Consider the following 23,195-nt stretch of genomic DNA (forward strand, 5'->3'; position numbering starts at 1 on the left):
GCCTGGGCCTTTTCCGTCGGGCAGAAGCTTGGGCGCGGCGCCCCGCAGTGTTTCCGGCGCATCTGTCGCAGGCTGGGGATAGGGTGGAATCAACAGAAGGGGGAGTGCCTGATGGAATACCAGAACCCACAACCCGTGGTGCCAAGCCGTCCTGCCGCCAGCCCGGTGACGAGTCCGGGGCCCGGGCGCACCGTAATCTCCGAAACCGCCGTGGCCAAGGTGGCGGGAATCGCGGCACGGTCCGTTCCCGGCGTCTATTCCCTTGGCTCGGGTCCGTCCCGTGCGCTGGGTGCCATCCGTGATGCCGTCGGCAGTTCGGACCATGCAGCCGGAGTCCACGCGGAAGTGGGCGAAACGCAGGTAGCCGTGGATATCACCCTGGTGGCAAGTTACGGGACCCCCTTGCACTCGCTGGCCAATGACGTCCGCGCCGCCGTTTACCGCGCCGTCGAAGAACTGGTCGGCCTGCAGGTCATTGAAGTGAATGTCGAGATCACGGACGTGTACGTGCCACCGCCGGTCAAGCCGGCGGCGCCGGCGGCTGTGGACCGGGAGGCGTTGCTGTGAACCTCACCGTTGCGGGTACGGCCATGGGCGCCTTCGTGGCCTTCATGTCATTGCAGTTCGGCTTGTGGGGATTCATCGCGTCCCTGCTCTTCATGGCTATCGGTGCCGTCCTGGGCCGCGCAGCCGAGGGGAAGCTGGATCTGCGCGGCGTGATCGATGCCATCATCGGCCGGCGTTCATCCTCATGAGTTCACCAGCGCCCGTTGCGAGTGGGCAGGCGCTCAGCGGCCACAACCGGATCAGTACACAGGCATTGACCAGCCTCGCCAAGGCGGCCGCCGCACAGGCCCTGGGCGTCGAGGCGCAGGACGTGCGGGCGGATTGGACGGACGACGACGGCCTGCTGGCCTTGTCCCTCGTGGCGCCCATCAGCATCCCGCCTTTGGAATCGATTGTGCTTGATCCCGCGCGGGTCCAGGGATCCGGTGGATCCATCTGGGATCGCACGGTCAAGGCGAAGGCGGCCATTCTGCAGACGGTCTCGGAGCTCAGCGGTTCCAGGCTGAGCCGGGTGGATATCCGCATCAGCGGGGCAAAGATCAGCACAGGAGGGCGGGTGCAATGAGCGGCAGCGTGGAAAACCGCCGTGCAAGGGCTGGTGCCCGGGGGAACGACGGGCCGGACATGCGCCGGATCACCTACCGCGAGACGCATTCGACGCGCGCCGCGGTCTCGATCGCAGCTGCCGTCCTGGTCCTGGTGCTGGCCGGTTACGGCGTCCTCGAATCCGGTGTCCATGCCGTCGGGCAGCCTGCCTGGCTGATTGAGCCGCAGGTGGCGGCCCAACGGATCGTGGATCTGCCGTCCGGCGTACCGCCACTGCTGCTGGGAGCGATCGGCGGGGTGCTGGGCATGCTGGGTGTGATTTTCTTGCTCAACGGGATACTTCCGGGACGGCGGGCGCGCCACCAGCTGGCCGGCGTCCGTCGTGGCGGGTCCTCGGCCGCGGTGGTGGACGACGAAGTCGTGGCGTCCTCGATCGCACGCCGTGCCCGGCTGGCGGCGAACGTCACGCCGGAGCAAGTCATGGTGGTGGTCTCCCAGCGCCAGGTCCTGGTGAACGTCCGGCCCACCTCCGGTGTTGCGGTGGACCAGGGCCGCGTCCTTGCCGCAGTCAGCGATGAACTGGACCAGATGCAGCTGGAACCTGCCCCCGTTGCCCGCGTCAACGTGGCCCCGTCCGGGGTAATCGGCGCATGACCAGTACCCCTGCCCTGCTGAACCGGATCCTCCTCACCCTGCTGGGCGTTGTCCTGCTGACGGCGGGCCTGCTGCTGGTCTTGCTGGCAGTTGTGCCCGCAATCGGTCCGTGGTGGCACGCTTGGGCCTCCGGGGCGTGGGAAGGCATTACCCAGGCCTTCAATTCCACCCGTTTCCCCGGACAGCAGGAGAGCTGGCTGTGGATCGCGGTGGCCTTGGCGCTGCTGGTCCTCATGGGACTCATGGTGGGCTGGATTGCGCAACAGGGAAAGGGCCGGGCCAACGTCCTCGCGGCCGAGTACGACCCCGGTGATGTTCCCGGCGATGTCCGGATCGGAGGCGGCGTCGCCGAACAGGCGCTCAAGCAGGCCCTTGAGGGGCGTCCAGACCTTGCCGGTTCCACCGTCACCACCTATGACGTGAAGGGCTCGCCCGCGCTCAAGGTCCGGCTCTTGCCCCGCCAGGGTGTGGCGCCACACCTGTTGGCTGCCGAGGTATCGGGGCTCCTGGACGCCTTGGACGCCGTGGTGGGCAAGGAGATTCCGGTCCTCATCCACATCGGTGCCGGGGCGCGGACGCGCTTCAGCCGGGCTGAGCGGGTCCGCTGAACTGCATGCGGGCCCGACTGTCAGTCCTCCTGCGGGTCAGTCCTCAAGGAGGTAGACGGTGCAGTCCACGGGAACTTCCCGCATCGCTGCCCGGTCGCTGGCCGGTTGAGGCCCGCTGGACAGCGCTACGGTGTAACCGTTGGGCACAGGTGCCGAGGCGAAGCCCAGGTTGGACAGGACTATGACATCTCCGTTCCGGAATGCCAGCAGCCCACTGTCCGGCGCGTGCTCATCTGTCCATTCAACGGTTCCCCTGCCAAGGTGGCGCGCCGACCTGAACGCAAGAGCGGCCCGGTAGAGCTCAAGGGTTGAACCTTCCTCGCCGTCCTGCTGGTCCGCAGCCAGGGGGCCGAAGCTGTCCGGCTGCGGGAGCCAGGGCGCCTGGCCGGAGTCCCCGCCGGAGAACCCGAACCCCGGTTCGCCCTGGGCCCATGGCAGCGGGACGCGGCACCCGTCGCGGCCGATCTCGGCGCCCTGGGTCCTGAAGAATGTCGGATCCTGCCTGGCCGCGTCGGGAAGGGTGGTGTGCTCCGGAAGCCCCAACTCCTCCCCCTGGTAGAGGTAGGCCGAACCCGGCAATGCCAGCGCAACCAACGTGGCGGCGCGGGCACGGGCAAGGCCCAGGGCAGCGTCCGGTTGTTCGTCACCGGCGCCTATGCCCTTCGGGAACGTGGTCGGATCCTTGAGTCCAAACCTTGTGCTGTGCCGCACGGTGTCGTGGTTGCTGAGCACCCACGTGCACGGAGCGCCCACGGACGCGGCCGCTGCCAAGGACGCATTGATGGCGTCAGCCATCCGCCCGGCATCCCAGCCGGCCAGCAGGAAATCAAAATTGAAGGCCTGTTGCATCTCATCCGGCCTGACGTACCTGGCCAGGCGTTCGGCGGGTTCAACCCAGGCTTCCGCCACCATCATCCGGTCCCCTCCGTATTCGGCCAGGACCCGGTTCCAGTCGCGGTAGATCTCATGCACGCCATCCTGGTCGAAGAAGGGGGATGGCGGGTACATCGGCGAGACGGCCCGGTGCGGCTCCTCGGCATCGGTGTGGGCGTGGGGAGCGTCCCCGGGCAGGTGGCTTTCCCTGCGCGGACCCGTTGTTCCTTCCACCATGGCCGCGGCTCCGTCCCAGTCAGGAAGGCCTGCCTCTTTGACCAGCCCATGGGCCACGTCCACCCTGAAGCCGTCCGCACCCCGGTCCAGCCAGAAGCGCAGCACGGAGCGCATCTCCTCCTGTACTTCCGGGTTTTCCCAGTTCAGGTCGGGTTGCCTGGTGTCGAACAGGTGCAAATACCACTGGCCGGGTGAGCCGTCAGCGTTGGTAAGGCGGGTCCATGCCGGTCCGCCGAAGATGGATTTCCAATTGTTGGGCGCCAGCCGGCCATCCCCCGATCCCGGCACTTCGTCCTTGCCGTCACGGAAGATGTACCGTTCCCGTTCCGGGCTTCCCGGGGCTGCCCGCAGCGCCGCCTGGAACCAGGTGTGTTCGTCGGAAGTGTGGTTGGGGACCAGGTCCACGATGACCTTCAGGCCGCGGCGGTGAGCTTCCTGCAACATCGCGTCGAAGTCCGCCAAGGTGCCGAAGAGCGGATCCACCTGGCGGTAGTCGGCGACGTCGTAACCGCCGTCGGCCTGGGGCGACTTGTAGAAGGGGGAGAGCCAGACAGCGTCCACGCCCAGCTTTTCCAGGTAGGGGAGCCGCTGCAGGACGCCCCGCAAATCGCCCATTCCATCGCCATTCCCATCGGCGAAGGACCGGGGGTAAATCTGGTAGACCACCGCGTCCGCCCACCATGCGGAGGGTACGGGACGGGGTACCGGAACGGACGGGTTGGGCATTTGGTTCCCCTAAGATAACTTTTTGATGTAAACGCTTGCATTCGCGACAGCAACCTTACTAGTGTGATGGTCACCACATCAACCTCACCTACAAGCGCACTGTCGACTTACTTGTCACTCAGCGAGGAGCTTCAAGCTAATGAAAACCCCGAGATTCCTGCTTCCGGCCGCCGCGGCCGGCATTCTGGCCCTGACGTTGTCCGCCTGCGGCGGCGGCGGAGGGGGCACCACCGGCGGGGGAGGCAGCGATGCTGATGCCAACCTCGACGGCCGCGGCCCCATCACGTATGTCCAGGGCAAGGACAACAGCAACGTCGTCCGTCCGCTCATTGACAAGTGGAATGCCGCGCACCCGAATGAAAAGGTCACCTTCAAGGAGCAGACCGACCAGGCCGACCAGCAGCACGACGACCTGGTCCAGCACTTCCAGGCCAAGCAGTCCGACTACGACGTTGTTGACGTCGACGTTGTCTGGACCGCGGAGTTCGCGGCCAAGGGCTGGTTGCAGCCGTTGAAGGACAAGATGGCGATCGACACCAGCGCCATGCTGAAGCCCACCGTGGACAGCGCCACCTACAAGGGCACCCTTTACGCGGCCCCGCAAACCTCTGACGGCGGCATCCTGTACTACCGCAAGGACCTGGTTCCCACGCCTCCCAAGACCTGGGACGAGATGATGAGCATGTGCTCCATCGCCAAGCAGAACAACATTGGTTGCTACGCCGGCCAGTTCAGCAAGTATGAAGGCCTGACCGTCAACGCATCCGAGGCCATCAACTCCGCCGGCGGCTCAGTCCTGGACAAGGACGGCAAGCCCAGCGTAAACACGGCGGAAGCGAAGGCCGGCCTGGGCAACCTGGCCAAGGCCTACGCTGACGGGAACATCCCCAAGGAAGCCATCACCTACAAGGAAGAGGACAGCCGCCAGGCATTCCAGAGCGGAAAGCTCCTGTTCCTGCGCAACTGGCCCTACGCCTTCAACCTGATCACCACCGAAGGATCTTCGGCTGTGAAGGACAAGACCGGCCTTGCGGCACTGCCCGGCAAGAGCGGCCCTGGTGCGTCCTCGCTGGGCGGCCACAACCTCGCCACCAGCGTGTACTCCAAGAACAAAGCCACCGCACTGGACTTCATGAAGTTCATGACCTCCGCGGAGACCGAGAAGTTCTACGCCACCCAGGGTTCCCTGGCTCCGGTCCTCGGCTCGCTCTATGAAGACCAGGAACTGGTTGCCAAGCTGCCCTACCTGCCGGTCCTGAAGACGTCCATCGAGAACGCCGTACCGCGTCCCGTAACGCCTTTCTACCCGGCTGTCACCAAGGCAATCCAAGATAATGCCTACTCCGCTATCAAGGGAGAAAAGACAGTGGACGCTGCACTTTCCGACATGCAGAACGCCATCCAATCCGCCGGTGCAGGATCGTAGTCCTGCCATGGCAACCGAACTAGGCCCGACGCCGGTTAAGTCACCGGCGTCGGGCGCTGCCCCTGTCCATCACGCGCCCAAGGGCGTAGGGGAAGACAACAGGATCGCAAGCCAGGGTCGCTGGGCGTCCTGGCTGCTCGCCCCGACCATCGTGGCCTTGGGCATTGTGATCGTGTACCCCATCATCAGCGCGATCGTGATGTCCTTCCAGAAGGACGCCGGCCTCGATCCCGCCACCGGCCTGTTCACGGCAGGCGGCTCGGCCGGCATCCAAAACTACGTCAACTGGCTGGCGCAACAGTGTTCCGCGCCCGCCGGCGGTACCGTCGCCTGCCCGCCGGGCACCTTGGGCGGCCAATTCTGGTCCGCCACTGCCACCACGTTCTTCTTCACAATCGTGACGGTGACGCTGGAAACGGTGCTGGGTTTCTGGATGGCTGTGATCATGGCCCGCACCTTCCGGGGCCGGAGCCTCGTCCGCGCGGCCGTCCTGGTGCCGTGGGCCATCCCCACGGCTGTGACGGCAAAGCTCTGGTTCTTCATCTTCGCTTTCGAGGGCATCGCCAACAAGCTGTTCAACACCACCATCCTGTGGACCGGCAGCGAGTGGCCGGCCAAGTGGGCCGTCATCATTGCCGACGTCTGGAAGACGACGCCGTTCATGGCACTGCTGATCCTTGCGGGCCTGCAGATGATTCCGGCCGAAGTCTATGAGGCGGCCAAGGTGGACGGTGCGTCCGCGTGGCAGCGGTTCCGGCTCATCACCTTGCCGCTGGTCAAACCGGCGCTGATGGTGGCGATCCTGTTCCGTACCTTGGATGCACTGCGCATGTTCGACCTGCCGTACATTCTTACCGGCGGCGCGAACAACACCACCACGCTGTCCATCCTGGTCATCAACCAGATCAGGCAGGGCTTCAATTCCGCGGCGGCGTTGTCCACCATCACGTTCATCATCATCTTCCTGGTCGCTTTCATCTTTGTCCGCTTCCTCGGGGCAAATGTGGTTGAGCAGAGCGGCGCAACCGGAAAGGGGAAGAAATGACCACGGCAACAGCAGACGCCACCGCCTTGCGGGCACGCCAGGACAAGGGTCGCAAAACTGCCCAGAACCGGGAGAAGTGGGCCCAGGGCAGGACCTACATCAGTGCCGTCGTCGTCCTGATCTGGTGCCTCGCACCGGCCTACTGGATGGTGGTCACCGCCTTCCGCGAGGTCGGGTTCACGTACGACACCTCGATCCTGCCCACCCATGTCACCATGGACAACTTCATCACCGCCTTCGATACGTCCTTCGGCAACAGGTTCGGACAGGCACTGCTGAACAGCGTGTTCATTGGCGGCGTGGTGACGGTCGTATCGCTGGTGATCGGCGTGTTTGCTGCCTACGCCCTGGCCCGGTTGAATTTCCGGTTCAAGTACCTGGTGCTCGGTTTCATCCTGGGTGCTTCCATGTTCCCGGGCGTTGCCCTGATCACCCCGCTTTTCCAGCTGTTCACCAACATCGGCTGGATGGGCACCTACCAGGCGCTGATTATCCCCAACATCTCCTTCGTGCTCCCGCTGACGGTCTACACCATGACCTCGTTCTTCCGGGAAATGCCGTGGGAGCTGGAGGAATCGGCCCGCGTTGACGGCTGCACCCAGGGGCAGGCATTCCGCAAGGTCATCATGCCCCTGGCGGCGCCGGCAATCTTCACCACGGCAATCCTGGCGTTCATTTCATCCTGGAATGAGTTCCTGATTGCCAGCCAGCTGTCCAGCGACGCAACCCAGCCGGTCACGGTGGCAATCGCCAACTTCGCCGGTGCACAGCCCAACCAGATCCCGTACACGGCCATCATGGCCGCCGGCACCATTGTCACCATTCCGCTGGTGATCCTGGTCCTGGTCTTCCAGCGCAAGATCGTCGCCGGCCTCACCGCAGGTGCGGTCAAGTGACGGATCACGGTGCCCGCCCCCGCACACCAGCGGGGGCGGGCAACCGCAGCCGGCTGGTCAGGTCGGGCGAGGATTTCGACATCATCATCGGTTTCCTTGGTTTTTGGGCAGTGGTCCTCCTGGTGGTCACTGTGTGGATGGAAATTACCGCGCAGCCGGCCATTGGCTGGGCCTTGGGCCTGCTGGCAACCCTGCTGGCCCTGTACGGAATGGTGCGCCTGCGGCGTAGGCTGCCGGCCCGCAAGTAGGCGCACTTAAAAACAGCGGTCCCCGCCACAGTTACCACTGCCCGGCCGCGGAATGGAAAAATACGAGGCTTGGGGGTAGACGCAGGGCCAGCCGGCTCTGCGCCGCGCAGGAGTTATGAGGGGACACGGTGGCACGGACAACGGAAAGGTCCCAACGGGGCGGCCATAATGGCGTCAGCATCGAGGACGTGGCAGCGGCCGCCGGAGTCTCAACCGCAACCGTCTCCCGCGCCGTCCGTGGGTTGCCCCGCGTCTCGCCGGCCACCAGGGAGAAAATCCTCGAAGTCGCGGGAAACCTGGGCTACGTGGCATCGTCCTCTGCTTCCGGACTGGCCACGGGGCGCACCAAGACCATTGGCGTCCTGGCGCCGTTCGTGAGCCGCTGGTTCTTCTCCAAGGCCATTGAGGGTGCGGACCGCGAGCTGCACGCCCGGCATTACAACCTCTCCCTGTTCAACCTCGGCGGCCACGGCAGCAACCGCGAGCGGCTCTTCAGCAAGACCATGGTCTACAAGCAGATCGATGCCCTGCTGGTGCTCTGCATGGCGCTCAGCCACGAAGAAATCGAACACCTGCAAAAAATCGACATCCCGCTGGTGGTGGTGGGCGGCCACGTCGAAGAGTGCCCCTACATCGGCATTGACGACTACGCGGCAGCCTCAACGGCGGTCCGGCACTTGATCGACCTGGGCCACCGGGACATCGCGTTGCTGCACGGCGACGACGAGACCGACCTCAACTTCGACGTCCCGAGGGTGCGCATCCTGGCGTTCAAGGACGTCATGGCCGCCGCAGGCCTTGCCACCCGGCCGGAGTGGGACGAATGGGGCGACTTCACGGTGCGCAGCGGCCAGGAAGCCTTCCGCCGCCTTTGGTCCGGTTCCGGGCCGAAGCCCACAGCAATCTTCTGCGCGTCTGACGAAATGGCCATGGGGGTCATCTTCGAAGCCAACCGCCTCGGCGTTAACATCCCCGGCGAACTGTCAGTGGTGGGGATCGACAACCACGACTTCGCGGAGGCCATGGGCCTCACCACCGTTGGGCAACGCCCGGATGAGCAGGCCGAACTGGCCACCAAGATGCTCCTGGACGAACTGGACGGGGACATCGGGTCCGTCCGGTCCGCCGTTGCTCCGCATGAACTGATTATCCGGCGCACCACCGCGCCGCCCAAGGCGTGAAACGGCCTCAAGAAGCGCGGGCAAGCTGCCGGATAGGGATCCAGCGCGAGGCGAGCCTGCGATAGGCGGCCGCGGCGCCGGTCATGTCGCCCTCAGCCAGGCACTCGATGCCCAGCCTGATGTCCATGGGTGATTCGTCCGGGTACACCTTGTCTGCGACGGCACCATAGTCCAGCTCCACCATGGAGTTCACGTGGAACAGCTCCAGCCATTCGGTCAGCTGTGCCAGGTCGTCAAGCATGTCAAGGTCCGGGGCGGCCAGCGCCAGGTTGGCCACGGCGTAGCGGGCCCGCTCCAAGGCGTCTGTGATCGGGGCCCAGACGCGGACCGTAAGGATGCGGCCGGCGGCTTCCACGACGTCCTTGCGGTCGGACTCCATGAACAGCGAGAACCAACTGAACGGGATGCCCCAGGTGGAGGCCCGCGTGTGCACGCGGACGGATCCGTCCCGTGCCTTCACCAGGTCGATCCGCTCCTGGTGCCGGTCGCGCTGTTCCTCAGGGATCAGCAGCTCCGCCAGCGGGCCGTGGATCCCTTCCATCAGGGCGTTGGCGGCCAACCCGGCGCGCAGGACGAGCTGGCTGGGGCAGTACAGCAACACTGGCGCGGTGCCAGCGGCAGCGCCGTCGTCGGCCGTTCCGCCGTCCGGTGCCGGCGCGGTGGTGACGCGCACCAGATCGGTGCGCCCGGTGGGAAACGGATCACCGCCGGAGCGGGTGATCCGCCCCAGCGAGGCCAGCAGTTCAGCGTTTTCGACGGCGGCACGGGACGCGGCGCGCTCGCCGGCGGCCTGGAGGGCGGGTCGTTGTTCCGCCGGAAAGGCGTCCAAGGGTTCGTAGACGCGCAGCGTGGAGGAAAATGGCAGGCCTGCCTGGCCCCGGTAGAGGTTTCCCGTCATGACGGTCTCCTTGGATGGGCGCAGGGGGCTGTCATCAGTCCGCCAGCTCCACCAGCACGGGAGCGTGGTCCGAGGCGCCTTTGCCTTTCCGTTCCTCGCGGTCGATCGAGGCGCCGGTGACCCGGGCTGCCAAGGCGGGGGAGGCCAGGATGAAGTCGATCCGCATGCCTTCCTTCTTGGGAAACCGGAGCTGGGTGTAGTCCCAGTACGTGTAGACGCCCGGGCCGGGGGTATAGGGGCGCACAACGTCGGTGAAGCCGGCGGACTCGAAGGCATGGAACGCCGCACGCTCCGGCGGACTGACATGGGTGTAGCGGTTGTTGACGAACAAGTCGATGTCCCAGACGTCGTCGTCGAACGGGGCGATGTTCCAGTCGCCCATCAATGCGACCTGCGCCTGCGGGTTGTCCGTAACCAGGCCCTGGGCGTGCGTTTTCAGGCTTTCCAGCCACTTGAGCTTGTAAGGCATGTGTTCGTCGTCCAGGGAACGCCCGTTGGGGACATACAGGCTCCAGACCCTGACGCCGCCGCAGGTGGCAGCCATGGCGCGGGCCTCCTGGACGGGGTCCTTGCCGGCCTTGCCGAACGAGGGCTGGTCCAGGAACGTCCGCTCCACGTCCTCAAGTCCAACACGGGAGGCGATGGCCACGCCGTTCCACTGGTTTACGCCGAAGTGGGCAACCTCGTAGCCCATCCGTTCAAAGAGCTCCCACGGAAAGTTCTCGTCCTTGCACTTGGTCTCCTGGATGGCCAGGACGTCGCAGTCGCTGCGCTGGAGCCAGGCTTCAACACGGTCGGCGCGGGCACGGAGCGAATTCACATTCCAGGTAGCTATCTTCACGGTTCCTAACTTACCTTGGCAGCTGCGCGCCGGGTAAAGCCTCCCGCCAGTCCGGGCGGCACCGCACGCGGTTGGTCCCCAGCATGACGCGGCGGGTATATTCGCAACCAGAATGACCTGGATCACTCGTCCGGCCACCATGCGAAGGAGCAGCCAGCCGATGACCGCAGCCAAGGGAATGGATGGTGCCGCCGGCAACGGGCACCCGGAAGTACTGTTTGAGCGCCGCGGCCGGCTGGGCCTGGTCACGCTCAACAGGCCTAAAGCCGTGAACGCACTCACCGCCGGAATGGTGGACCTGATGCTCCGGCAGCTCACCGCGTGGGCCGGGGACGATGACGTCGCCACCGTCCTGGTGCAGGGCGCCGGGGAACGCGGCCTCTGCGCCGGCGGCGACATTGTGGCCATATACGAGGACATGTTGCACGGCGGACACCGGACGGCAGGTTTCTGGCAGGCAGAATACCGGCTGAACTCCCTGATCGCCCGGTATCCCAAGCCGTACGTGGCCCTCATGGATGGCCTGGTCCTCGGCGGCGGGGTGGGGATCTCCGCGCACGGGAGTGTCCGGGTGGTCACGGAGCGGACCAGGACGGGCATGCCGGAAACCACCATCGGATTCGCCCCGGACGTTGGTGGCACCTACCTGCTCTCGCACGCACCCGGCGAGGCCGGAACGCACGCTGCCCTGACCGGCGCGCATCTTGGCGCCGGCGACGCGGTGTTCCTTGGCCTTGCGGACCACTACGTACCGTCAGGATCGCTGACGGACCTGGCGGCCGCCCTTGTGGACCATGACGCGGAAGACGTCGTCGAACGGTATACCCGGCCGGCCCCGGACTCGCTGCTCGCCGGGCACCGTGACTGGATCGACGCCTGCTACGCCTCGGATGACGCAGCCCGGATCGTCCGGCGCCTCCGGGAGTGGGCGGGGCCCGGGAGGGAGGCTGCGGTGGAGGCGGCCGACACGATCGAAGCCAAGTCACCCACCTCTGTCAAGGTCACCCTGGCGTCGCTGCGCCGGGCCGCTGGACTGACCCTGGATGAAGCGCTTGCCCAGGAGTACCGTGCCGGAATCCGGTTCCTGGCCGGTCCCGACTTCCGCGAAGGCATCCGCGCCCAAGTCGTGGACAAGGACAGGAATCCGCAGTGGAAACCGGCAACACTGGCTGACGTGCTTCCAGGACAGGTGGACAGGTTCTTCGAACCGCTGGAGGGCCGGGAGCTGGACCTGCACCCGGAACGCGCACCCGAGGAGGCGGACCATGCCTGAGACGGGAACCGTGGCTTTCCTCGGCCTGGGACACATGGGCGGTCCCATGGCCCTGAACCTGGTCCGGGCCGGCTATGCGGTGGTTGCTTTCGATGTGGTGCCTGTCGCCGTCCAAGCGGCACGGGAACATGGTGTGCCGGTCGCGGCCAGCGCGGCTGGCGCCGTAGCGGAGGCCGACGTCGTGCTGACCATGTTCCCCAGCGGTGGACACGTCCTGGACGCCTACCGCGGCAACGCCGGACAACCCGGATTGCTGGCTGCGGCTCCGCCGGGCACCATGTTCCTTGACTGCTCCACCATCAACGTCGATGAGGCACGGGAGGCCGCGCGCCTGGCCGGTGAAGCAGGCCACCGTTCGGTCGACGCGCCCGTTTCGGGCGGCGTGGTGGGCGCCGAAGCAGCGACGTTGACATTCATGGCCGGCGGCGAAGCGCAGGACTTCGAGTCGGTGCGGCCGCTCCTGGAGGTGATGGGCAAACGCGTGGTCCATTGCGGCGGCCACGGTGCGGGCCAGGCTGCCAAGATCTGCAACAACCTCATCCTGGGCGTTTCCATGATCGCGGTCAGCGAGGCGTTTGTCCTCGGCGAAAAGCTGGGCCTGAGCCACCAGGCCCTGTTCGACGTCGCCTCCGCCGCCTCGGGCCAATGCTGGGCGCTCACCACCAACTGCCCGGTACCCGGACCCGTCCCCGCCAGCCCGGCCAACAGGGACTACCAGCCGGGTTTTGCGGCGGCGCTGATGGCCAAGGACCTCAACCTGGCGGTCAATGCCCTCAACAGCACGGGAGTGGCAGGACAGATGGGGGCGCTCGCCGCCCGCATCTACGATACGTTTGCCGCGGAGGGCGGCGCCGGCCGCGACTTCTCCGCCATCATTACTGATATCCGCGGCAGCGCGGAACCGGCTGCCGCGGACACCACGGCGGCGGCAACAGGAACGGACGCAACGGGCCGGAGCCGGACCACGGCAGCACACGACGACGGGAGCCCCGAATGACTGAATACGCCAACATCCTGGTGGAGCAACAAGGCAGGGTTGGGCTGGTGACCCTCAACCGGCCATCGGCGTTGAATGCGCTCAACAAGGCCACCATGGAGGAACTGGTCGCCGCCGTGACCGCGATGGACTCCGATCCGAACGTAGGCGCCGTGGTGATCACCGGCTCGGCCAAGGCGTTCGCGGCGGGCGCCGACATCAAGGAAATGGCCGATCAGGGCTACATGGACATGTACACCGCGGACTGGTTCCGCGGCTGGGAGGACTTCACCCGGCTGCGGATCCCCACCATCGCGGCGGTGTCCGGGTTTGCCCTGGGCGGCGGCTGCGAGCTCGCGATGATGTGCGACCTCATTATTGCGGGGGACAACGCCAAGTTCGGCCAGCCGGAAATCAACCTTGCCGTACTTCCCGGGATGGGGGGTTCGCAACGGCTCACCCGCGCGATCGGCAAGGCCAAGGCCATGGACCTGATCCTCACCGGCAGGTTCATCGGTGCCGAGGAAGCGGACCGGTGCGGACTTGTCTCCCGGGTCGTACCGGCGGAGGAAGTGGTGTCCGAGGCCCTCAAGGCAGCCGGGCTGATCGCCGCCAAGTCGAAGCCCGCTGCCATGGCGGCAAAGGAAGCCGTGAATGCAGCCTTCGAAACCGGGCTGGCCCAAGGGGTCCTGTTTGAACGGAGGCTCTTCCACTCGCTGTTCGCCACCGAGGACCAAAAGGAAGGGATGGCGGCGTTCGCAGAAAAGCGTGAGCCGCAGTTCAAGCACCGGTGACCCCGGGACGCGCTTCCGGGGACCTTGGGGCGCTCGACGAATTCCGCGGCCCGTATTGTGGACATGACGGGTAACGGACGGCCATGCCAGCGAACGGGGACAGACGTATGTGGACAACCATGACCGGTGCAGCCAGCCCCACCGACGGACTCACGGGCATCGTGGGCTTCGCGGCGAGGGCTATCGACACCCTGGGCGAGTGGGGCGTGGGTGCCTTCACGCTCGCGGAGACGGTGGTGCCTCCCATCCCCAGCGAGGTGATCCTTCCCCTGGCGGGCTACCTTGCCAAGCAAGGTTCCCTCAACCTGCTCCTTGTCTTCGCCACCAGCACCCTGGGCGCCTACCTGGGTGCCCTGCTGCTCTATTGGCTCGGCGCAAAACTGGGCCTGGAACGTTCAATCCGCTGGCTGTCCAAACTGCCCTTGGTGGACCGGGAGGACTTTGAACAGGCAGCGGCCTGGTTCCGCCGCCACGGAAGATCGTCCATTTTCTTCGGCCGCCTCCTCCCAGGCATCCGCAGCCTGATCTCGCTGCCGGCCGGGGCCGCGGCGATGCCACCGGCCACCTTCAGCCTCTTCACCCTCGCCGGCAGCGGGCTGTGGAATGGAGCCCTCATTGGCCTCGGCTACCTGCTGGGCACCCAGTACCAGCTCATCGAGAAGTATTCACACGTCCTGAACTACGCTGTCTACGCTGCGCTCGCCGTGGCCGTGGTCCTGCTCATCGTCCGGCGGGTCAAGAGGGCCAGGCGGGTCAACGCCAACCGCTGACAGGTGCCCTCAGAGGTGCTTCTCCGCAAAAATGCGCAGGGCGCTCCGCACGAAGGCGGCCCCGTCCATGCCCCCGTAGTTGGCGGCAAAACGCGGATCCGCAACATACATGTCAGCGAGTCCGGTGACATATCCCTTGATGTCGCCGCCGGCGGCCGCAGCGGGAGTTCCGGGAATGGACTGGAGCCAGGCCACGTGCCTGCGTGCCAGGTCCTGGGCCTCCGGTCCATCCGCCGTCACCCCTGAAGCGCCGGCCGCGATCCAGTCCCTGCCCAGCTCCTCCACCCTGGACTTCCACGCCCGCTTTTCCGCGGCGTCCATCCCCCGCCACCACGCATCAGATGCGGCGTAGGCGTCCTTGCCCCAGCGTTCCTCGACCTCCTCCCGGTACTGGGTATGGTCGAAGCCGTCAAACATGTTCTCAGCCATCAGTTGGCCTCCTGCCTTCACTGTTTCGATGGTTTGCTGCACGGACTGCGCCTGCCGGGCCAGCCGTTGTTGCTCCTGCGCCAGCCACTCAAGGTGGCGGGAGAGCTCCGCGACGGGGTCGGCCTGGCGCTGGAAGACTTCGGCGATGGCCTGCAGCCCCAGGCCCAGCTCCCGCAGCAAAAGGATCCGCTGCAGCTGAAGGAGGGCGGCACCGTCGTAATAGCGGTAGCCGTTCCCGCCCACCCGGCTGGGCTTCAAGAGCCCGATGTCGTCGTAATGCCTGAGCGTGCGGCTGGTGGTGCCGGCCATCCTGGCCACATCCTGGATGGGCCAATCCCTCGAGCCGTTGCCACGGATTTCTTCCATGCCCTTGAGCCTAGGGGTTGACGCTGCGTCAAGGTCAAGGGTGCTTGTCGGCTTACTTGGCCTGACCGTTTCGCGGTGTCCGGTGCCGCGCCTGGGCGACGAGCCGCGTGAAGGCAAAGACAAAGATGGACTCGAACATCAGCATGAGCCCCACCAGCAGCCACTGCTGCCGGGCGATGAACACGATGCAACCCGTCAGGGCCAGGATGGTGCCCAGGGCCAGGGCGTAGACGGCAAAGCCGACGGCGACCCGGGCGCTGCGTACGCCGGTGCGGAATCCGAAGCCGTGGGGTTCGCCGCCGGGCTGGCCCGGGACGCGGTCGGGTGCGGCGGGCCCGAGTGCGTCGAACTCGACCCACGGATCCTGGTCCTGGTCCTTTCCGGTCATGGCTCAATTATCCCCAACCCGCAATGCCGTGAAACACAGCGCCGACGAAAACAAGCGCCGCCGAAAACAAGCACCGGCGAAAACAAGCGCCGACGAAACAACGCCGGCAAAAAACAGCGGCCCCTCCAACGTTCGTTGGAGGGGCCGCTGGACGGGGGTCCCGGCAGTTGCCGGAGCCGCCGAAGACTTAGAGCGGGCGGATGTTCTCTGCCTGCGGACCCTTGGGGCCCTGGGTCACATCGAATTCGACCTTCTGGTTTTCGTCCAGTGAGCGGTAGCCGCTGGTGGCGATTGCCGAGTAGTGGGCGAATACGTCAGCGGACCCGTCATCGGGGGCAATGAAGCCAAAACCCTTTTCGGCGTTGAACCATTTAACTGTGCCTGTTGCCATGGCTGCATTCCTTCATGTGACTCTGATTCTCTCCCCGGAACCGTCCCGGGGTGCGCGGGAGTTAGTCCCCCACAGTCCCCAACGTACGGGGCGCGGGCCCCGGGTGCAAGGGTAGCGGCCATAATGTGCGGTTAACGCATGCCTTCGCGGCGGATGGCGGTGGCAATAGCGGCCGCCCGGGTATCCACTCCGAGCTTGGCATAGATGTGTGCCAGGTGGGTTTTCACCGTGGCTTCGGAAATGAACAGCCGCCGGCCGAGCTCGCGGTTGCTGAGGCCCTCAGTGAGCAGGCTGAGCAGCTCCGCCTCGCGGGGAGTGAGGACCTCGTCGGGGTTGCGCATCTGCTGGAACAACCTGGAGGCCACCGGCGGGCTCATCACGCTCCTGCCCTGCACCGCGCCCCGGATGGCGGCGAAGATCTCCTCCGGTGCCGCATCTTTCAACAGGTAGCCCATGGCCCCGGAATCAACAGCGCGGACAATATCCGCGTCGGAGTCGTACGTGGTGAAAACCAGGACCGCTTGCCCGGTGCCGAGGTTTCGAATCTGCCTGATGGCTTCAATACCATCCATGCCCGGGCCCATGGCAAGGTCCATCACCACCACCGCCGGGGCGTGCGAACGGACCAGCTGCAACGCCTCTTCACCCGACGACGCCTCCGCGACGACATCCATATCAGGCTGGGTCGCAAGCAACGCACGCAGGCCGCTGCGAACCACCAGGTGGTCGTCCACCAGAAGGACCGTAATGCCGCCCATCTATGGCCCCTCCAAAGGAAGTTGCGCGGCCACGATGGTGCCCTCGCCCGGGGTGCTCTGCACCGAGAAGCTCCCGCCCAGCTGCTCCACCCGTTGCCGCATTGCCCGCAGGCCGTACCCACCCGAGGCCGACGGCGGGGCTGCCGCCGCCGGGTCAAAGCCCGCACCGTCGTCGTAAATGTCCAAGGTGACGGTGTCCTGCAGGAAACCCAACGTCAGCGCGGCCATCGAAGCCGAAGCATGCAGCGCGATGTTGGAGGAGGCACTCTGCACAACCCGCAGCAGGGCGTGCCGCACCTCCGGGGGAACGGGGCCCGGTTCGCCCGTCACCGCCAGGGTGGCCGCCGGCATGTACCGCCGGGCGGCAAGCAGCAGCGAGTCCGGCAACGGCGTCGATTCCAACCCGGGGGAGGCGAGCTCGTGGACCAGGCTCCGGGTGTCCGCCAGGTTCGCGCGGAGCAGGTCGGTGGCCTGGCGCAGACCGTCCCGGGCTGTCGCATCCGGCCACCCGCGGCCCGCTGCTTCGAGCAGGAGCAGGCTGCTGGCGAGCCCTTGGGTGACGGTGTCGTGGATTTCCCGGGATACCCGGTCCCGTTCGGCGATGGTGCCGGCCCGGCGCTCACTGGCCGCGAGCTGCCCTTGGGCCAGGGAAACCTGCGCGTTCAGGCGGCGCTGCTCTGCGGCGTCGTTCTGGATCCTGTCATAGATGAGCGTCAGCATGGTCCCGACAGCCAGTGGACCCAGCAGCATGGCGATGTCGGTGCCGTTGCCGAGCCGGAACAGGCCGGCGGCTGTTGCCAGGGTGATGACGGCCGCCAGGATGTAGGCGGCAGCGCCCCGCAAAGCACTCCTGCACAGGAAGAACAGGGCAAAGGAACACCACGCGAAGCTTGGCGCCGCCACCACAAGGACCGCCCACACGCCAACCAGCGCCACCACCCAGGCGACGCTGTGCCGGTCCCGAGCCGACAGCAGGGCTACGACGGCGTACAGCAGGCTGGCGGCGGCAGCGAGTCCCAGCACCAGCATGTTGTCGGCCGGTGAGTGCCGCAGAACGTACCGCACCACGGAGGCCACCAGGAGCACCGCGAAGCCAAGATGGACCGCGGCCTCGATCCCGCCCAGGCGGCCGTTCGCTGCCGGCGCACGAAGCGACCGGCGGGCGTCGGGACCCTGGGCGGCGCCGGCCGCCGGACCTGTGGCTGGTAGGGCATCTCTGGTGGGCATGCGGGATCCGGTTCTGATGGGTGGCTCTGCACTCCATGCTAGGCGTCCCTGCCCTGGCTGCCCTCAGCCTTTTGGCTGATATGGCCGGCCTTTCGGGGTAGCCAGGAACAGCCCATCAACCGATGCCACCCCAGGACGCGGCCGGAAGGATGGAACCCGGAAGCAGCACCCCAACCGAAGGAAGCATTATGAAGACGTCGCACAAAGCACTCACCGCCGCAGCAGCCGCAGCGATCCTGGCCACGGCCGGAGCGACGGTGGCCGCGAACGCCGGTACCGGCCGGGCGAACGGCGCGGAAGCTCCCGCCGTCGTACCGGCCGTTGATGTCCGGCCGGCTCCGGAAACAGTGGTGCAGCAGAACCGGATCACTGCCGGAGCGTCGGCCCAGGCCGTGACTGCGGCGCTCGCCAAATGCCAGGCAGACAAGCTGCCCTTCGTCACGGTGGCCGTCGTTGACCGCTTCGGCACGGTCCAGGCTGTGCTCCGGGGAGACAACGCCGCCGCCCACACCATTGAGGCCGCCAAGCAGAAGGCCTACACGGCCGCAGCCTTCGGTGCACCCACCAGCGAACTCGCCAAGCGCGTCAATGGCAATGGTCCCTCGATCGCCGACCTGCCGGGCACGCTGTTCCTGGCAGGCGGTGTCCCGTTGAAGGTCAATGGCGTTTCTGTTGCCGGCATCGGCGTGGGCGGGGCACCTGATGGCGCCCTGGATGAAGCTTGTGCCACCGCCGGCGCCGATGCTGTTGCGGGTGCCGCGAAGTAAGCAGGACGGGGCTGCCCCCGTGCGCTATGTCAGGCAGCCTCAAGGATGCTGACGTAGTTGGCGATGCCGACGCCGCCCATGTTCTGCACCGCAGCCCTGCGCGGGGCCGCCAGCTGCATATCGCCGGCGGTCCCGGTGAGCTGCATCGCAGCGAGCACATGCTGCGAGACTCCCGTGGCGCCCACCGGATGGCCCTTGGCCTTGAGTCCGCCGGAGACGTTGACCGGCAGCTTGCCGTCCTTGTACACCCAGCCTTCCTCAAGAGCCCGGGCGCCTTCGCCGGGGGCTGTCAGGCCCATGGCTTCGTACATGAGCAGTTCCGCGATGGTGAAGCAGTCATGGACTTCGGCCAGGTCCAGGTCTTCGAGCCCGACGCCGGCCATCGCCAGGGCGCGCTGCCAGGAGGCCCGGGTGGCCTCGAACGCCGTGGGGTCGCGGCGGTCGGTGGGGAAGAAGTCGTTGGCTTGGCCGAAGCCGGCAAGCCGTACCGGAGCCGTGGCACCGCCGGTGGGGGAGACAGACAGCACGACGGCGGCTGCACCGTCCGAGACGGGGGAGCAGTCGGTGCGGCGCAGCGGGTCGGCCACCATCGGGTTCTTGTCTGAGACGGTCCGGCAGAACTCCTCGCCAAGGTCCTTGCGGAGCTGGGCGTAGGGGTTGTCCACGCCGTTGCGGTGGTTCTTCGCTGCGATGCTGCCCAGTATGTCTCCCAGGCTGCCGGCGGCGTCGTAGCGCTTGGCGTAGTGTTTTGCCACCTCGGCGAAGAGCCCGGTGAAACCTGTGGTGGACTGTTTCCCGGCCATGTCGTAGTCCGCCCCGAGAAGCGCGGCGCCCACCACGTCTGCCCCGGCGTGGGTCATCTTTTCCGCGCCGATCACCAGGACCGTTTTTGCGGTACCGGCCAGCAGCGACTTGGTGCCCTGCTGGAAGGCGGCCGAGCCGGAAGCGCACGCGTTCTCCACACGGGTGGCCGGGACGTTGGCCAGGTCCGGGGAAACCTGCAGGGCCAGTGACGAGGGGAAGGCCAGCGGCATCATGCCGGCGTTGAACTGGCCCACGTAGACCTCGTCGATCTGCGACGGTTCGACGCCTGCGGTGCTGATGGCGTCCGTGGCCACCTGGACAATCAGCGATTCGAGGGTCTCGTCCGCCAGCTTGCCAAACCTGCTGTGCCCCCAGCCGGTGATCAGGACATCCTTGCCGAACTGGTCTTTCAGGCTCACGCTGCCACTTCCTCGTTCTCAAGCCGGACATCGAAGCCGGCGTCGGTCTTTTCCCGGATCTCCTCTTCGGTGACGCCTGGCGCCAGCCGGGTCAGCGTGAGCTGCCGTCCGCCGTCGTCCGTTTTGTAAAGGTCAAACACGGCGAGGTCGCTGATGATCCGGTCCACGCAGCTGAGCCCCGTCAGCGGGAGGGTGCATTGGCTGACGATCTTGGCGCTGCCGTCCTTGGCGTTGTGTTCGGTCAGGACCACCACGCGCGGTGTTCCGGCCACCAGGTCCATGGCGCCGCCCATGCCTTTGACCATCTTGCCCGGGATGGTCCAGTTGGCCAGGTCACCATCGCCGGAGACCTGCATGGCGCCCAGGATCGCCACCTTGACATGGCCCCCGCGGATCATGCCGAACGAAGTGGCGGAATCGAAGATGCTGCCGCCGGGCAACACCGTGACGGTCTGCTTGCCGGCGTTGATCAGGTCCGCGTCCTCTTCGCCCTCGAGCGGGAACGGCCCCATGCCCAGCAGCCCGTTCTCGCTCTGCAGCACCACCCGCACGCCCTCGGGCAGGTTGTTGGCCACCAGTGTGGGGATGCCGATCCCCAGGTTGACGTAGTCGCCGTCATTCAGTTCCCCGGCCGCAATCGCAGCCATCTCATCCCTGGTCCAGGCCATGGCGAAACTCCTTTTTCCTTCTCGCAGTATTCGGGTGTCTGTAGTCAGTTGGGTATTACCGGCGGCACGAATTCGAATGTCATTCCCAGCAGCCAGGCCAACAGCAGCACAACCGGCAGGTGGAACAGGAACTGCTGGAACGTGAAGCCCACCAGGTCCCGGGCGCGCAGGCCCAAGACGGCCAGCAGCGGCAGCATGAAGAACGGGTTGATGAGGTTGGGCAGGGCCTCGGCCATGTTGTAGATCTGCACGGTCCAGCCAAGGTTCATGTTTACGTCCGTCGCGGATTGCATGACGTAGGGTGCCTCGACCAGCCACTTGCCTCCGCCGGAAGGGACGAACATCCCCAGGAAGGCCGTGTAAAGGGCGATGATGACCGCGAACGCCCCGTTGCCGCCGATGCTGGTGAAGAAATGGGCCAGATGCTCGGACACCGAGAGGCCGCCCGCGCCCGTCGCTTTGGTGAGGATGGCCGCCATTGCCGCATAGAGCGGAAACTGGACCAAAATGCCTGCGGTTGCGGGCACGGCCTTGGTCACGGACTGGAGGAATTTGCGCGGGGTTCCGTGCAGCACCAGCCCCAGCATCAGGAAGACCAGCAGGTAGCCGTTCAGTGAACTGACCACGCTCAGGATGGGCAGGGTCAGGAGCTGGGACACCAGCCAGCCGAGGGTGAGCACCCCCGCCAGGATGGGCAGGACCCTGCTGTATTCGAGCCACTCGCCGGGGCGCGACTTTTCGGCCGGCGGTTCGGGCTGGTCATCAAGGTCGACGCCGAGGTCGGCCGCGGTTTTGACGGCGCCGCCCGTGGGGGCGGAGAAGTGGGCAATGACGGTGGTCAGCAGCATCAGGATGACCAGGGTCAGCAGGGACTGCCAGGTGAAGATGGTGGTGCCGAAGTCCAGGACGCCGGTGATCTTCAGGAGCGCCGGCGGAATGGAAGCCTTGGTTGCCTGGAGCTGGGCCGCGGAGGAGGACATCCCCAGCGCCCAGACTGCGCCCAGCCCCATGAACGCCGCCGCGCCGAGGGCCCGGTAGTCGACGTGAAGGTCCCCCCGGCGGGCCACGGCACGCGCCAGGAGGCCGCCGAAGATCAGGCTCAAACCCCAGTTCACGAACGACACCGACATGGACATCACGGCAACAAAGCTGACGGCGGTCCGCGCGGAGCCGGGAACCTGGGCCAGGCGTTCAATCAGCCGGGCCACCGGGGGCGAGGTTGCCACGACGTAACCGGTCAGGACAACCATTGACATCTGGAGGGTGAAAGCGGTGAGGTCCCAGAATCCGTTGCCGAAGGAATCCACCACGGCTTTGGGCGAAGCGCCTGCCGCCAACGCTGCGACGGCGACGAGCAGCACCCCTGCCAGGGCGAAGATGTACGCGTCAGGGAACCATTTCTGTGTCCATCCGGCCAGCCTCTCCGCCATCCGGGCCAGGCCTTTCTGGCGGATATCGAGGTCATCGGGTTGCGTGGTGGTCATAAGGTGGTGCTCTCCCTTGAGTTCCCGGCCCCGGCTCAGACGGCCAGCGCTTCGGCGCCGGCAGCCACAGTGCGCTGGCGTACCGTCCGCTGCTCGATGTCCTTTACCCGGGCCGTGGCCTGGACCAACCGCTGGACAAAGACCCCGGGGGTGACGATGTGGTTCGGGTCCAGTTCGCCGGGGGAGACGATGACTTCCGCTTCGGCGATGGTGAGGACCGCTGCGGTGGCCACCACCGGGTTGAAGTTCCGGGCAGTGAAACGGTAGGTGAGGTTGCCGTCCGTGTCCGCGGTGTGCGCGTGGACCAGTGCGACGTCGGCCTTGATGGCGCGCTCCTGGACGAAAGTCTCGCCGTCGAACACCTCATGCGGCTTGCCCTCGGCCACCAGGGTGCCCACACCTGTTTTGGTGTAGAACGCCGAAATGCCGGCGCCGGCGGCGCGGAGGCGTTCCGCCAGTGTTCCCTGCGGGGTGAACTCAACCTCGAGTTTCCCTGCGAGGTACTGCTCCGCGAAGAGCTTGTTCTCGCCAACGTAGGAGGCGATGACCTTGCGGACCTGGCCGGCTTCGATCAGGATGCCCAGGCCCTTGCCGTCCACGCCCATGTTGTTCGAGACGACGGTGAGGTCCTTGACGCCGGAGCCGCGCACGGCTTCGATCAGGTCAGTGGGGATGCCGCTGAGGCCAAAGCCGCCCACGGCGAGGGTCATCCCGTCCCGAAGCGCGCCCGCCAGGGCTGCGATGGCAGAAGGCTGGAGTTTGTTCATGACGTCTCCTCGTTGAGAGCAGTAAACGTCCACTTAGTGGACGCAGGATCTGCTTCCGGAGACTACGGGCGGCTCATTGAACCTGTCAAGGAAACAATGCCAGGGAATTACAGTGTGGACGATATGCTCAAACGTATCCATATTGTGGACATTAGGAGGGTTTGTGAC

At 66.1% G+C, this 23,195-nt stretch carries 27 protein-coding genes; 15 read left to right on the forward strand and 12 right to left on the reverse strand.

Annotated features, from left to right (window positions below; translation table 11 throughout):
• Positions 1 to 111: 111 nt before the first annotated feature.
• From AC4EEV_RS13900 to AC4EEV_RS13920, 5 genes are read left to right on the forward strand one after another with little or no spacing between them, the layout of a single operon-like run.
• Entirely contained in the window at positions 112 to 567 is a 456-nt protein-coding gene (locus AC4EEV_RS13900; protein WP_018763091.1) for an Asp23/Gls24 family envelope stress response protein, read from the forward strand.
• The gene (locus tag AC4EEV_RS13905; protein WP_018763092.1) at positions 564 to 755 is read left to right on the forward strand and encodes a membrane protein; all 192 of its coding nucleotides are present in this window, start codon (positions 564 to 566) and stop codon (positions 753 to 755) included. The genes AC4EEV_RS13900 and AC4EEV_RS13905 overlap by 4 nt, the downstream gene beginning before the upstream one ends.
• A complete protein-coding gene (locus AC4EEV_RS13910) occupies positions 752 to 1,132 on the forward strand; it encodes a hypothetical protein (RefSeq protein ID WP_109045839.1) in 381 nt (126 codons plus the stop codon). The genes AC4EEV_RS13905 and AC4EEV_RS13910 overlap by 4 nt, the downstream gene beginning before the upstream one ends.
• Positions 1,129 to 1,767, forward strand: coding sequence for a hypothetical protein (locus AC4EEV_RS13915; RefSeq protein ID WP_109045840.1), 639 nt, complete (start codon positions 1,129 to 1,131; stop codon positions 1,765 to 1,767). Before AC4EEV_RS13910 ends, AC4EEV_RS13915 begins: the two co-directional genes overlap by 4 nt.
• Positions 1,764 to 2,375 carry a hypothetical protein gene (locus AC4EEV_RS13920; protein WP_018763095.1) on the forward strand — a complete coding sequence of 204 codons (612 nt, stop codon included), beginning with the start codon at positions 1,764 to 1,766 and terminating at the stop codon, positions 2,373 to 2,375. Before AC4EEV_RS13915 ends, AC4EEV_RS13920 begins: the two co-directional genes overlap by 4 nt.
• Before the next feature lie 36 nt (positions 2,376 to 2,411).
• On the opposite strand, the gene AC4EEV_RS13925 is transcribed toward AC4EEV_RS13920, so the two are convergent.
• Positions 2,412 to 4,211, reverse strand: a complete 1,800-nt coding sequence (locus tag AC4EEV_RS13925; RefSeq protein WP_491329228.1) for a glycoside hydrolase family 13 protein — start codon at positions 4,209 to 4,211, stop codon at positions 2,412 to 2,414.
• A gap of 139 nt (positions 4,212 to 4,350) precedes the next feature.
• On the opposite strand from AC4EEV_RS13925, the gene AC4EEV_RS13930 reads away from it, so the two are divergent.
• The 5 genes from AC4EEV_RS13930 to AC4EEV_RS13950 all read left to right on the forward strand — a co-directional run bounded on the left by AC4EEV_RS13930 (position 4,351) and on the right by AC4EEV_RS13950 (position 9,007).
• Positions 4,351 to 5,637: an ABC transporter substrate-binding protein gene (locus AC4EEV_RS13930; RefSeq protein WP_491329229.1), complete on the forward strand. Its 1,287-nt coding sequence runs from the start codon at positions 4,351 to 4,353 to the stop codon at positions 5,635 to 5,637.
• Between the two features lie 7 nt (positions 5,638 to 5,644).
• Entirely contained in the window at positions 5,645 to 6,682 is a 1,038-nt protein-coding gene (locus tag AC4EEV_RS13935) for a carbohydrate ABC transporter permease (RefSeq protein WP_018763098.1), read from the forward strand.
• Positions 6,679 to 7,578: a carbohydrate ABC transporter permease gene (locus tag AC4EEV_RS13940; RefSeq protein ID WP_018763099.1), complete on the forward strand. Its 900-nt coding sequence runs from the start codon at positions 6,679 to 6,681 to the stop codon at positions 7,576 to 7,578. The genes AC4EEV_RS13935 and AC4EEV_RS13940 overlap by 4 nt, the downstream gene beginning before the upstream one ends.
• Positions 7,575 to 7,826, forward strand: coding sequence for a hypothetical protein (locus AC4EEV_RS13945; RefSeq protein WP_018763100.1), 252 nt, complete (start codon positions 7,575 to 7,577; stop codon positions 7,824 to 7,826). The genes AC4EEV_RS13940 and AC4EEV_RS13945 overlap by 4 nt, the downstream gene beginning before the upstream one ends.
• A gap of 128 nt (positions 7,827 to 7,954) precedes the next feature.
• Positions 7,955 to 9,007, forward strand: a complete 1,053-nt coding sequence (locus tag AC4EEV_RS13950) for a LacI family DNA-binding transcriptional regulator (protein WP_018763101.1) — start codon at positions 7,955 to 7,957, stop codon at positions 9,005 to 9,007.
• 7 nt (positions 9,008 to 9,014) lie between these two features.
• Here the strand turns inward: AC4EEV_RS13950 and AC4EEV_RS13955 are convergent, their stop codons facing one another.
• Together AC4EEV_RS13955 and AC4EEV_RS13960 are read right to left on the reverse strand one after the other, a co-directional pair.
• Positions 9,015 to 9,905, reverse strand: a complete 891-nt coding sequence (locus AC4EEV_RS13955; protein ID WP_018763102.1) for a DUF8083 family protein — start codon at positions 9,903 to 9,905, stop codon at positions 9,015 to 9,017.
• A 34-nt stretch (positions 9,906 to 9,939) separates the two neighbouring features.
• Entirely contained in the window at positions 9,940 to 10,746 is an 807-nt protein-coding gene (locus tag AC4EEV_RS13960) for an exodeoxyribonuclease III (RefSeq protein ID WP_026264965.1), read from the reverse strand.
• Between the two features lie 160 nt (positions 10,747 to 10,906).
• Here AC4EEV_RS13960 and AC4EEV_RS13965 point away from each other — a divergent pair, with 160 nt between their 5' ends.
• The 4 genes from AC4EEV_RS13965 (at position 10,907) to AC4EEV_RS13980 (ending at position 14,559) form a co-directional block, all read left to right on the forward strand.
• On the forward strand, positions 10,907 to 12,019 hold the full coding sequence (locus AC4EEV_RS13965; protein WP_491329230.1) for an enoyl-CoA hydratase/isomerase family protein: 1,113 nt from the start codon (positions 10,907 to 10,909) through the stop codon (positions 12,017 to 12,019).
• Positions 12,012 to 13,016 carry a 3-hydroxyisobutyrate dehydrogenase gene (gene mmsB / locus AC4EEV_RS13970; RefSeq protein WP_491329231.1) on the forward strand — a complete coding sequence of 335 codons (1,005 nt, stop codon included), beginning with the start codon at positions 12,012 to 12,014 and terminating at the stop codon, positions 13,014 to 13,016. Before AC4EEV_RS13965 ends, mmsB begins: the two co-directional genes overlap by 8 nt.
• Positions 13,013 to 13,789 (forward strand): enoyl-CoA hydratase, encoded by a 777-nt coding sequence (locus AC4EEV_RS13975; protein WP_109045845.1) that lies wholly within the window; start codon positions 13,013 to 13,015, stop codon positions 13,787 to 13,789. The genes mmsB and AC4EEV_RS13975 overlap by 4 nt, the downstream gene beginning before the upstream one ends.
• 107 nt (positions 13,790 to 13,896) lie before the next feature.
• Positions 13,897 to 14,559: a DedA family protein gene (locus AC4EEV_RS13980; RefSeq protein WP_133831143.1), complete on the forward strand. Its 663-nt coding sequence runs from the start codon at positions 13,897 to 13,899 to the stop codon at positions 14,557 to 14,559.
• A gap of 9 nt (positions 14,560 to 14,568) precedes the next feature.
• Here the strand turns inward: AC4EEV_RS13980 and AC4EEV_RS13985 are convergent, their stop codons facing one another.
• The 5 genes from AC4EEV_RS13985 to AC4EEV_RS14005 form a co-directional block, all read right to left on the reverse strand.
• Positions 14,569 to 15,354 carry a MerR family transcriptional regulator gene (locus AC4EEV_RS13985; RefSeq protein WP_491329232.1) on the reverse strand — a complete coding sequence of 262 codons (786 nt, stop codon included), beginning with the start codon at positions 15,352 to 15,354 and terminating at the stop codon, positions 14,569 to 14,571.
• 52 nt (positions 15,355 to 15,406) lie between these two features.
• A complete protein-coding gene (locus AC4EEV_RS13990) occupies positions 15,407 to 15,742 on the reverse strand; it encodes a hypothetical protein (RefSeq protein ID WP_285320452.1) in 336 nt (111 codons plus the stop codon).
• Between the two features lie 187 nt (positions 15,743 to 15,929).
• On the reverse strand, positions 15,930 to 16,133 hold the full coding sequence (locus tag AC4EEV_RS13995; RefSeq protein WP_009357211.1) for a cold-shock protein: 204 nt from the start codon (positions 16,131 to 16,133) through the stop codon (positions 15,930 to 15,932).
• Positions 16,134 to 16,264: 131 nt separating this feature from the next.
• Entirely contained in the window at positions 16,265 to 16,891 is a 627-nt protein-coding gene (locus AC4EEV_RS14000) for a response regulator (protein ID WP_285320451.1), read from the reverse strand.
• Positions 16,892 to 18,118 carry a sensor histidine kinase gene (locus AC4EEV_RS14005; RefSeq protein ID WP_018763111.1) on the reverse strand — a complete coding sequence of 409 codons (1,227 nt, stop codon included), beginning with the start codon at positions 18,116 to 18,118 and terminating at the stop codon, positions 16,892 to 16,894.
• 188 nt (positions 18,119 to 18,306) lie between these two features.
• On the opposite strand from AC4EEV_RS14005, the gene AC4EEV_RS14010 reads away from it, so the two are divergent.
• On the forward strand, positions 18,307 to 18,885 hold the full coding sequence (locus AC4EEV_RS14010) for a GlcG/HbpS family heme-binding protein (protein ID WP_285320449.1): 579 nt from the start codon (positions 18,307 to 18,309) through the stop codon (positions 18,883 to 18,885).
• Between the two features lie 29 nt (positions 18,886 to 18,914).
• Here the strand turns inward: AC4EEV_RS14010 and AC4EEV_RS14015 are convergent, their stop codons facing one another.
• Genes AC4EEV_RS14015 through AC4EEV_RS14030 form a run of 4 tightly spaced genes read right to left on the reverse strand, consistent with a single transcriptional unit; the run spans position 18,915 to position 23,027 of the window.
• Positions 18,915 to 20,108, reverse strand: a complete 1,194-nt coding sequence (locus AC4EEV_RS14015; RefSeq protein ID WP_109045849.1) for an acetyl-CoA acetyltransferase — start codon at positions 20,106 to 20,108, stop codon at positions 18,915 to 18,917.
• Positions 20,105 to 20,776, reverse strand: a complete 672-nt coding sequence (locus AC4EEV_RS14020; protein WP_109045850.1) for a CoA transferase subunit B — start codon at positions 20,774 to 20,776, stop codon at positions 20,105 to 20,107. The genes AC4EEV_RS14015 and AC4EEV_RS14020 overlap by 4 nt, the downstream gene beginning before the upstream one ends.
• Before the next feature lie 44 nt (positions 20,777 to 20,820).
• Positions 20,821 to 22,260 carry a short-chain fatty acid transporter gene (locus AC4EEV_RS14025; protein ID WP_109045851.1) on the reverse strand — a complete coding sequence of 480 codons (1,440 nt, stop codon included), beginning with the start codon at positions 22,258 to 22,260 and terminating at the stop codon, positions 20,821 to 20,823.
• Between the two features lie 35 nt (positions 22,261 to 22,295).
• Positions 22,296 to 23,027, reverse strand: coding sequence for a CoA transferase subunit A (locus tag AC4EEV_RS14030; RefSeq protein WP_491329233.1), 732 nt, complete (start codon positions 23,025 to 23,027; stop codon positions 22,296 to 22,298).
• Between the last annotated feature and the right edge of the window lie 168 nt (positions 23,028 to 23,195).

The sequence above is a fragment of the Pseudarthrobacter sp. MOO14 genome (assembly GCF_058267675.1).

Coding starts and splice junctions, on each gene's coding strand:
- AC4EEV_RS13900 (WP_018763091.1), top strand. CDS start 112: ATGGAATACCAGAACCCACAACCCGTGGTGCCAAGCCGTCCTGCCGCC.
- AC4EEV_RS13910 (WP_109045839.1), top strand. CDS start 752: ATGAGTTCACCAGCGCCCGTTGCGAGTGGGCAGGCGCTCAGCGGCCAC.
- AC4EEV_RS13915 (WP_109045840.1), top strand. CDS start 1,129: ATGAGCGGCAGCGTGGAAAACCGCCGTGCAAGGGCTGGTGCCCGGGGG.
- AC4EEV_RS13920 (WP_018763095.1), top strand. CDS start 1,764: ATGACCAGTACCCCTGCCCTGCTGAACCGGATCCTCCTCACCCTGCTG.
- AC4EEV_RS13925 (WP_491329228.1), bottom strand. CDS start 4,211: ATGCCCAACCCGTCCGTTCCGGTACCCCGTCCCGTACCCTCCGCATGG.
- AC4EEV_RS13930 (WP_491329229.1), top strand. CDS start 4,351: ATGAAAACCCCGAGATTCCTGCTTCCGGCCGCCGCGGCCGGCATTCTG.
- AC4EEV_RS13935 (WP_018763098.1), top strand. CDS start 5,645: ATGGCAACCGAACTAGGCCCGACGCCGGTTAAGTCACCGGCGTCGGGC.
- AC4EEV_RS13940 (WP_018763099.1), top strand. CDS start 6,679: ATGACCACGGCAACAGCAGACGCCACCGCCTTGCGGGCACGCCAGGAC.
- AC4EEV_RS13955 (WP_018763102.1), bottom strand. CDS start 9,905: ATGACGGGAAACCTCTACCGGGGCCAGGCAGGCCTGCCATTTTCCTCC.
- AC4EEV_RS13965 (WP_491329230.1), top strand. CDS start 10,907: ATGACCGCAGCCAAGGGAATGGATGGTGCCGCCGGCAACGGGCACCCG.
- mmsB (WP_491329231.1), top strand. CDS start 12,012: ATGCCTGAGACGGGAACCGTGGCTTTCCTCGGCCTGGGACACATGGGC.
- AC4EEV_RS13975 (WP_109045845.1), top strand. CDS start 13,013: ATGACTGAATACGCCAACATCCTGGTGGAGCAACAAGGCAGGGTTGGG.
- AC4EEV_RS13980 (WP_133831143.1), top strand. CDS start 13,897: ATGTGGACAACCATGACCGGTGCAGCCAGCCCCACCGACGGACTCACG.
- AC4EEV_RS13985 (WP_491329232.1), bottom strand. CDS start 15,354: ATGGAAGAAATCCGTGGCAACGGCTCGAGGGATTGGCCCATCCAGGAT.
- AC4EEV_RS13990 (WP_285320452.1), bottom strand. CDS start 15,742: ATGACCGGAAAGGACCAGGACCAGGATCCGTGGGTCGAGTTCGACGCA.
- AC4EEV_RS13995 (WP_009357211.1), bottom strand. CDS start 16,133: ATGGCAACAGGCACAGTTAAATGGTTCAACGCCGAAAAGGGTTTTGGC.
- AC4EEV_RS14000 (WP_285320451.1), bottom strand. CDS start 16,891: ATGGGCGGCATTACGGTCCTTCTGGTGGACGACCACCTGGTGGTTCGC.
- AC4EEV_RS14005 (WP_018763111.1), bottom strand. CDS start 18,118: ATGCCCACCAGAGATGCCCTACCAGCCACAGGTCCGGCGGCCGGCGCC.
- AC4EEV_RS14010 (WP_285320449.1), top strand. CDS start 18,307: ATGAAGACGTCGCACAAAGCACTCACCGCCGCAGCAGCCGCAGCGATC.
- AC4EEV_RS14020 (WP_109045850.1), bottom strand. CDS start 20,776: ATGGCCTGGACCAGGGATGAGATGGCTGCGATTGCGGCCGGGGAACTG.
- AC4EEV_RS14025 (WP_109045851.1), bottom strand. CDS start 22,260: ATGACCACCACGCAACCCGATGACCTCGATATCCGCCAGAAAGGCCTG.
- AC4EEV_RS14030 (WP_491329233.1), bottom strand. CDS start 23,027: ATGAACAAACTCCAGCCTTCTGCCATCGCAGCCCTGGCGGGCGCGCTT.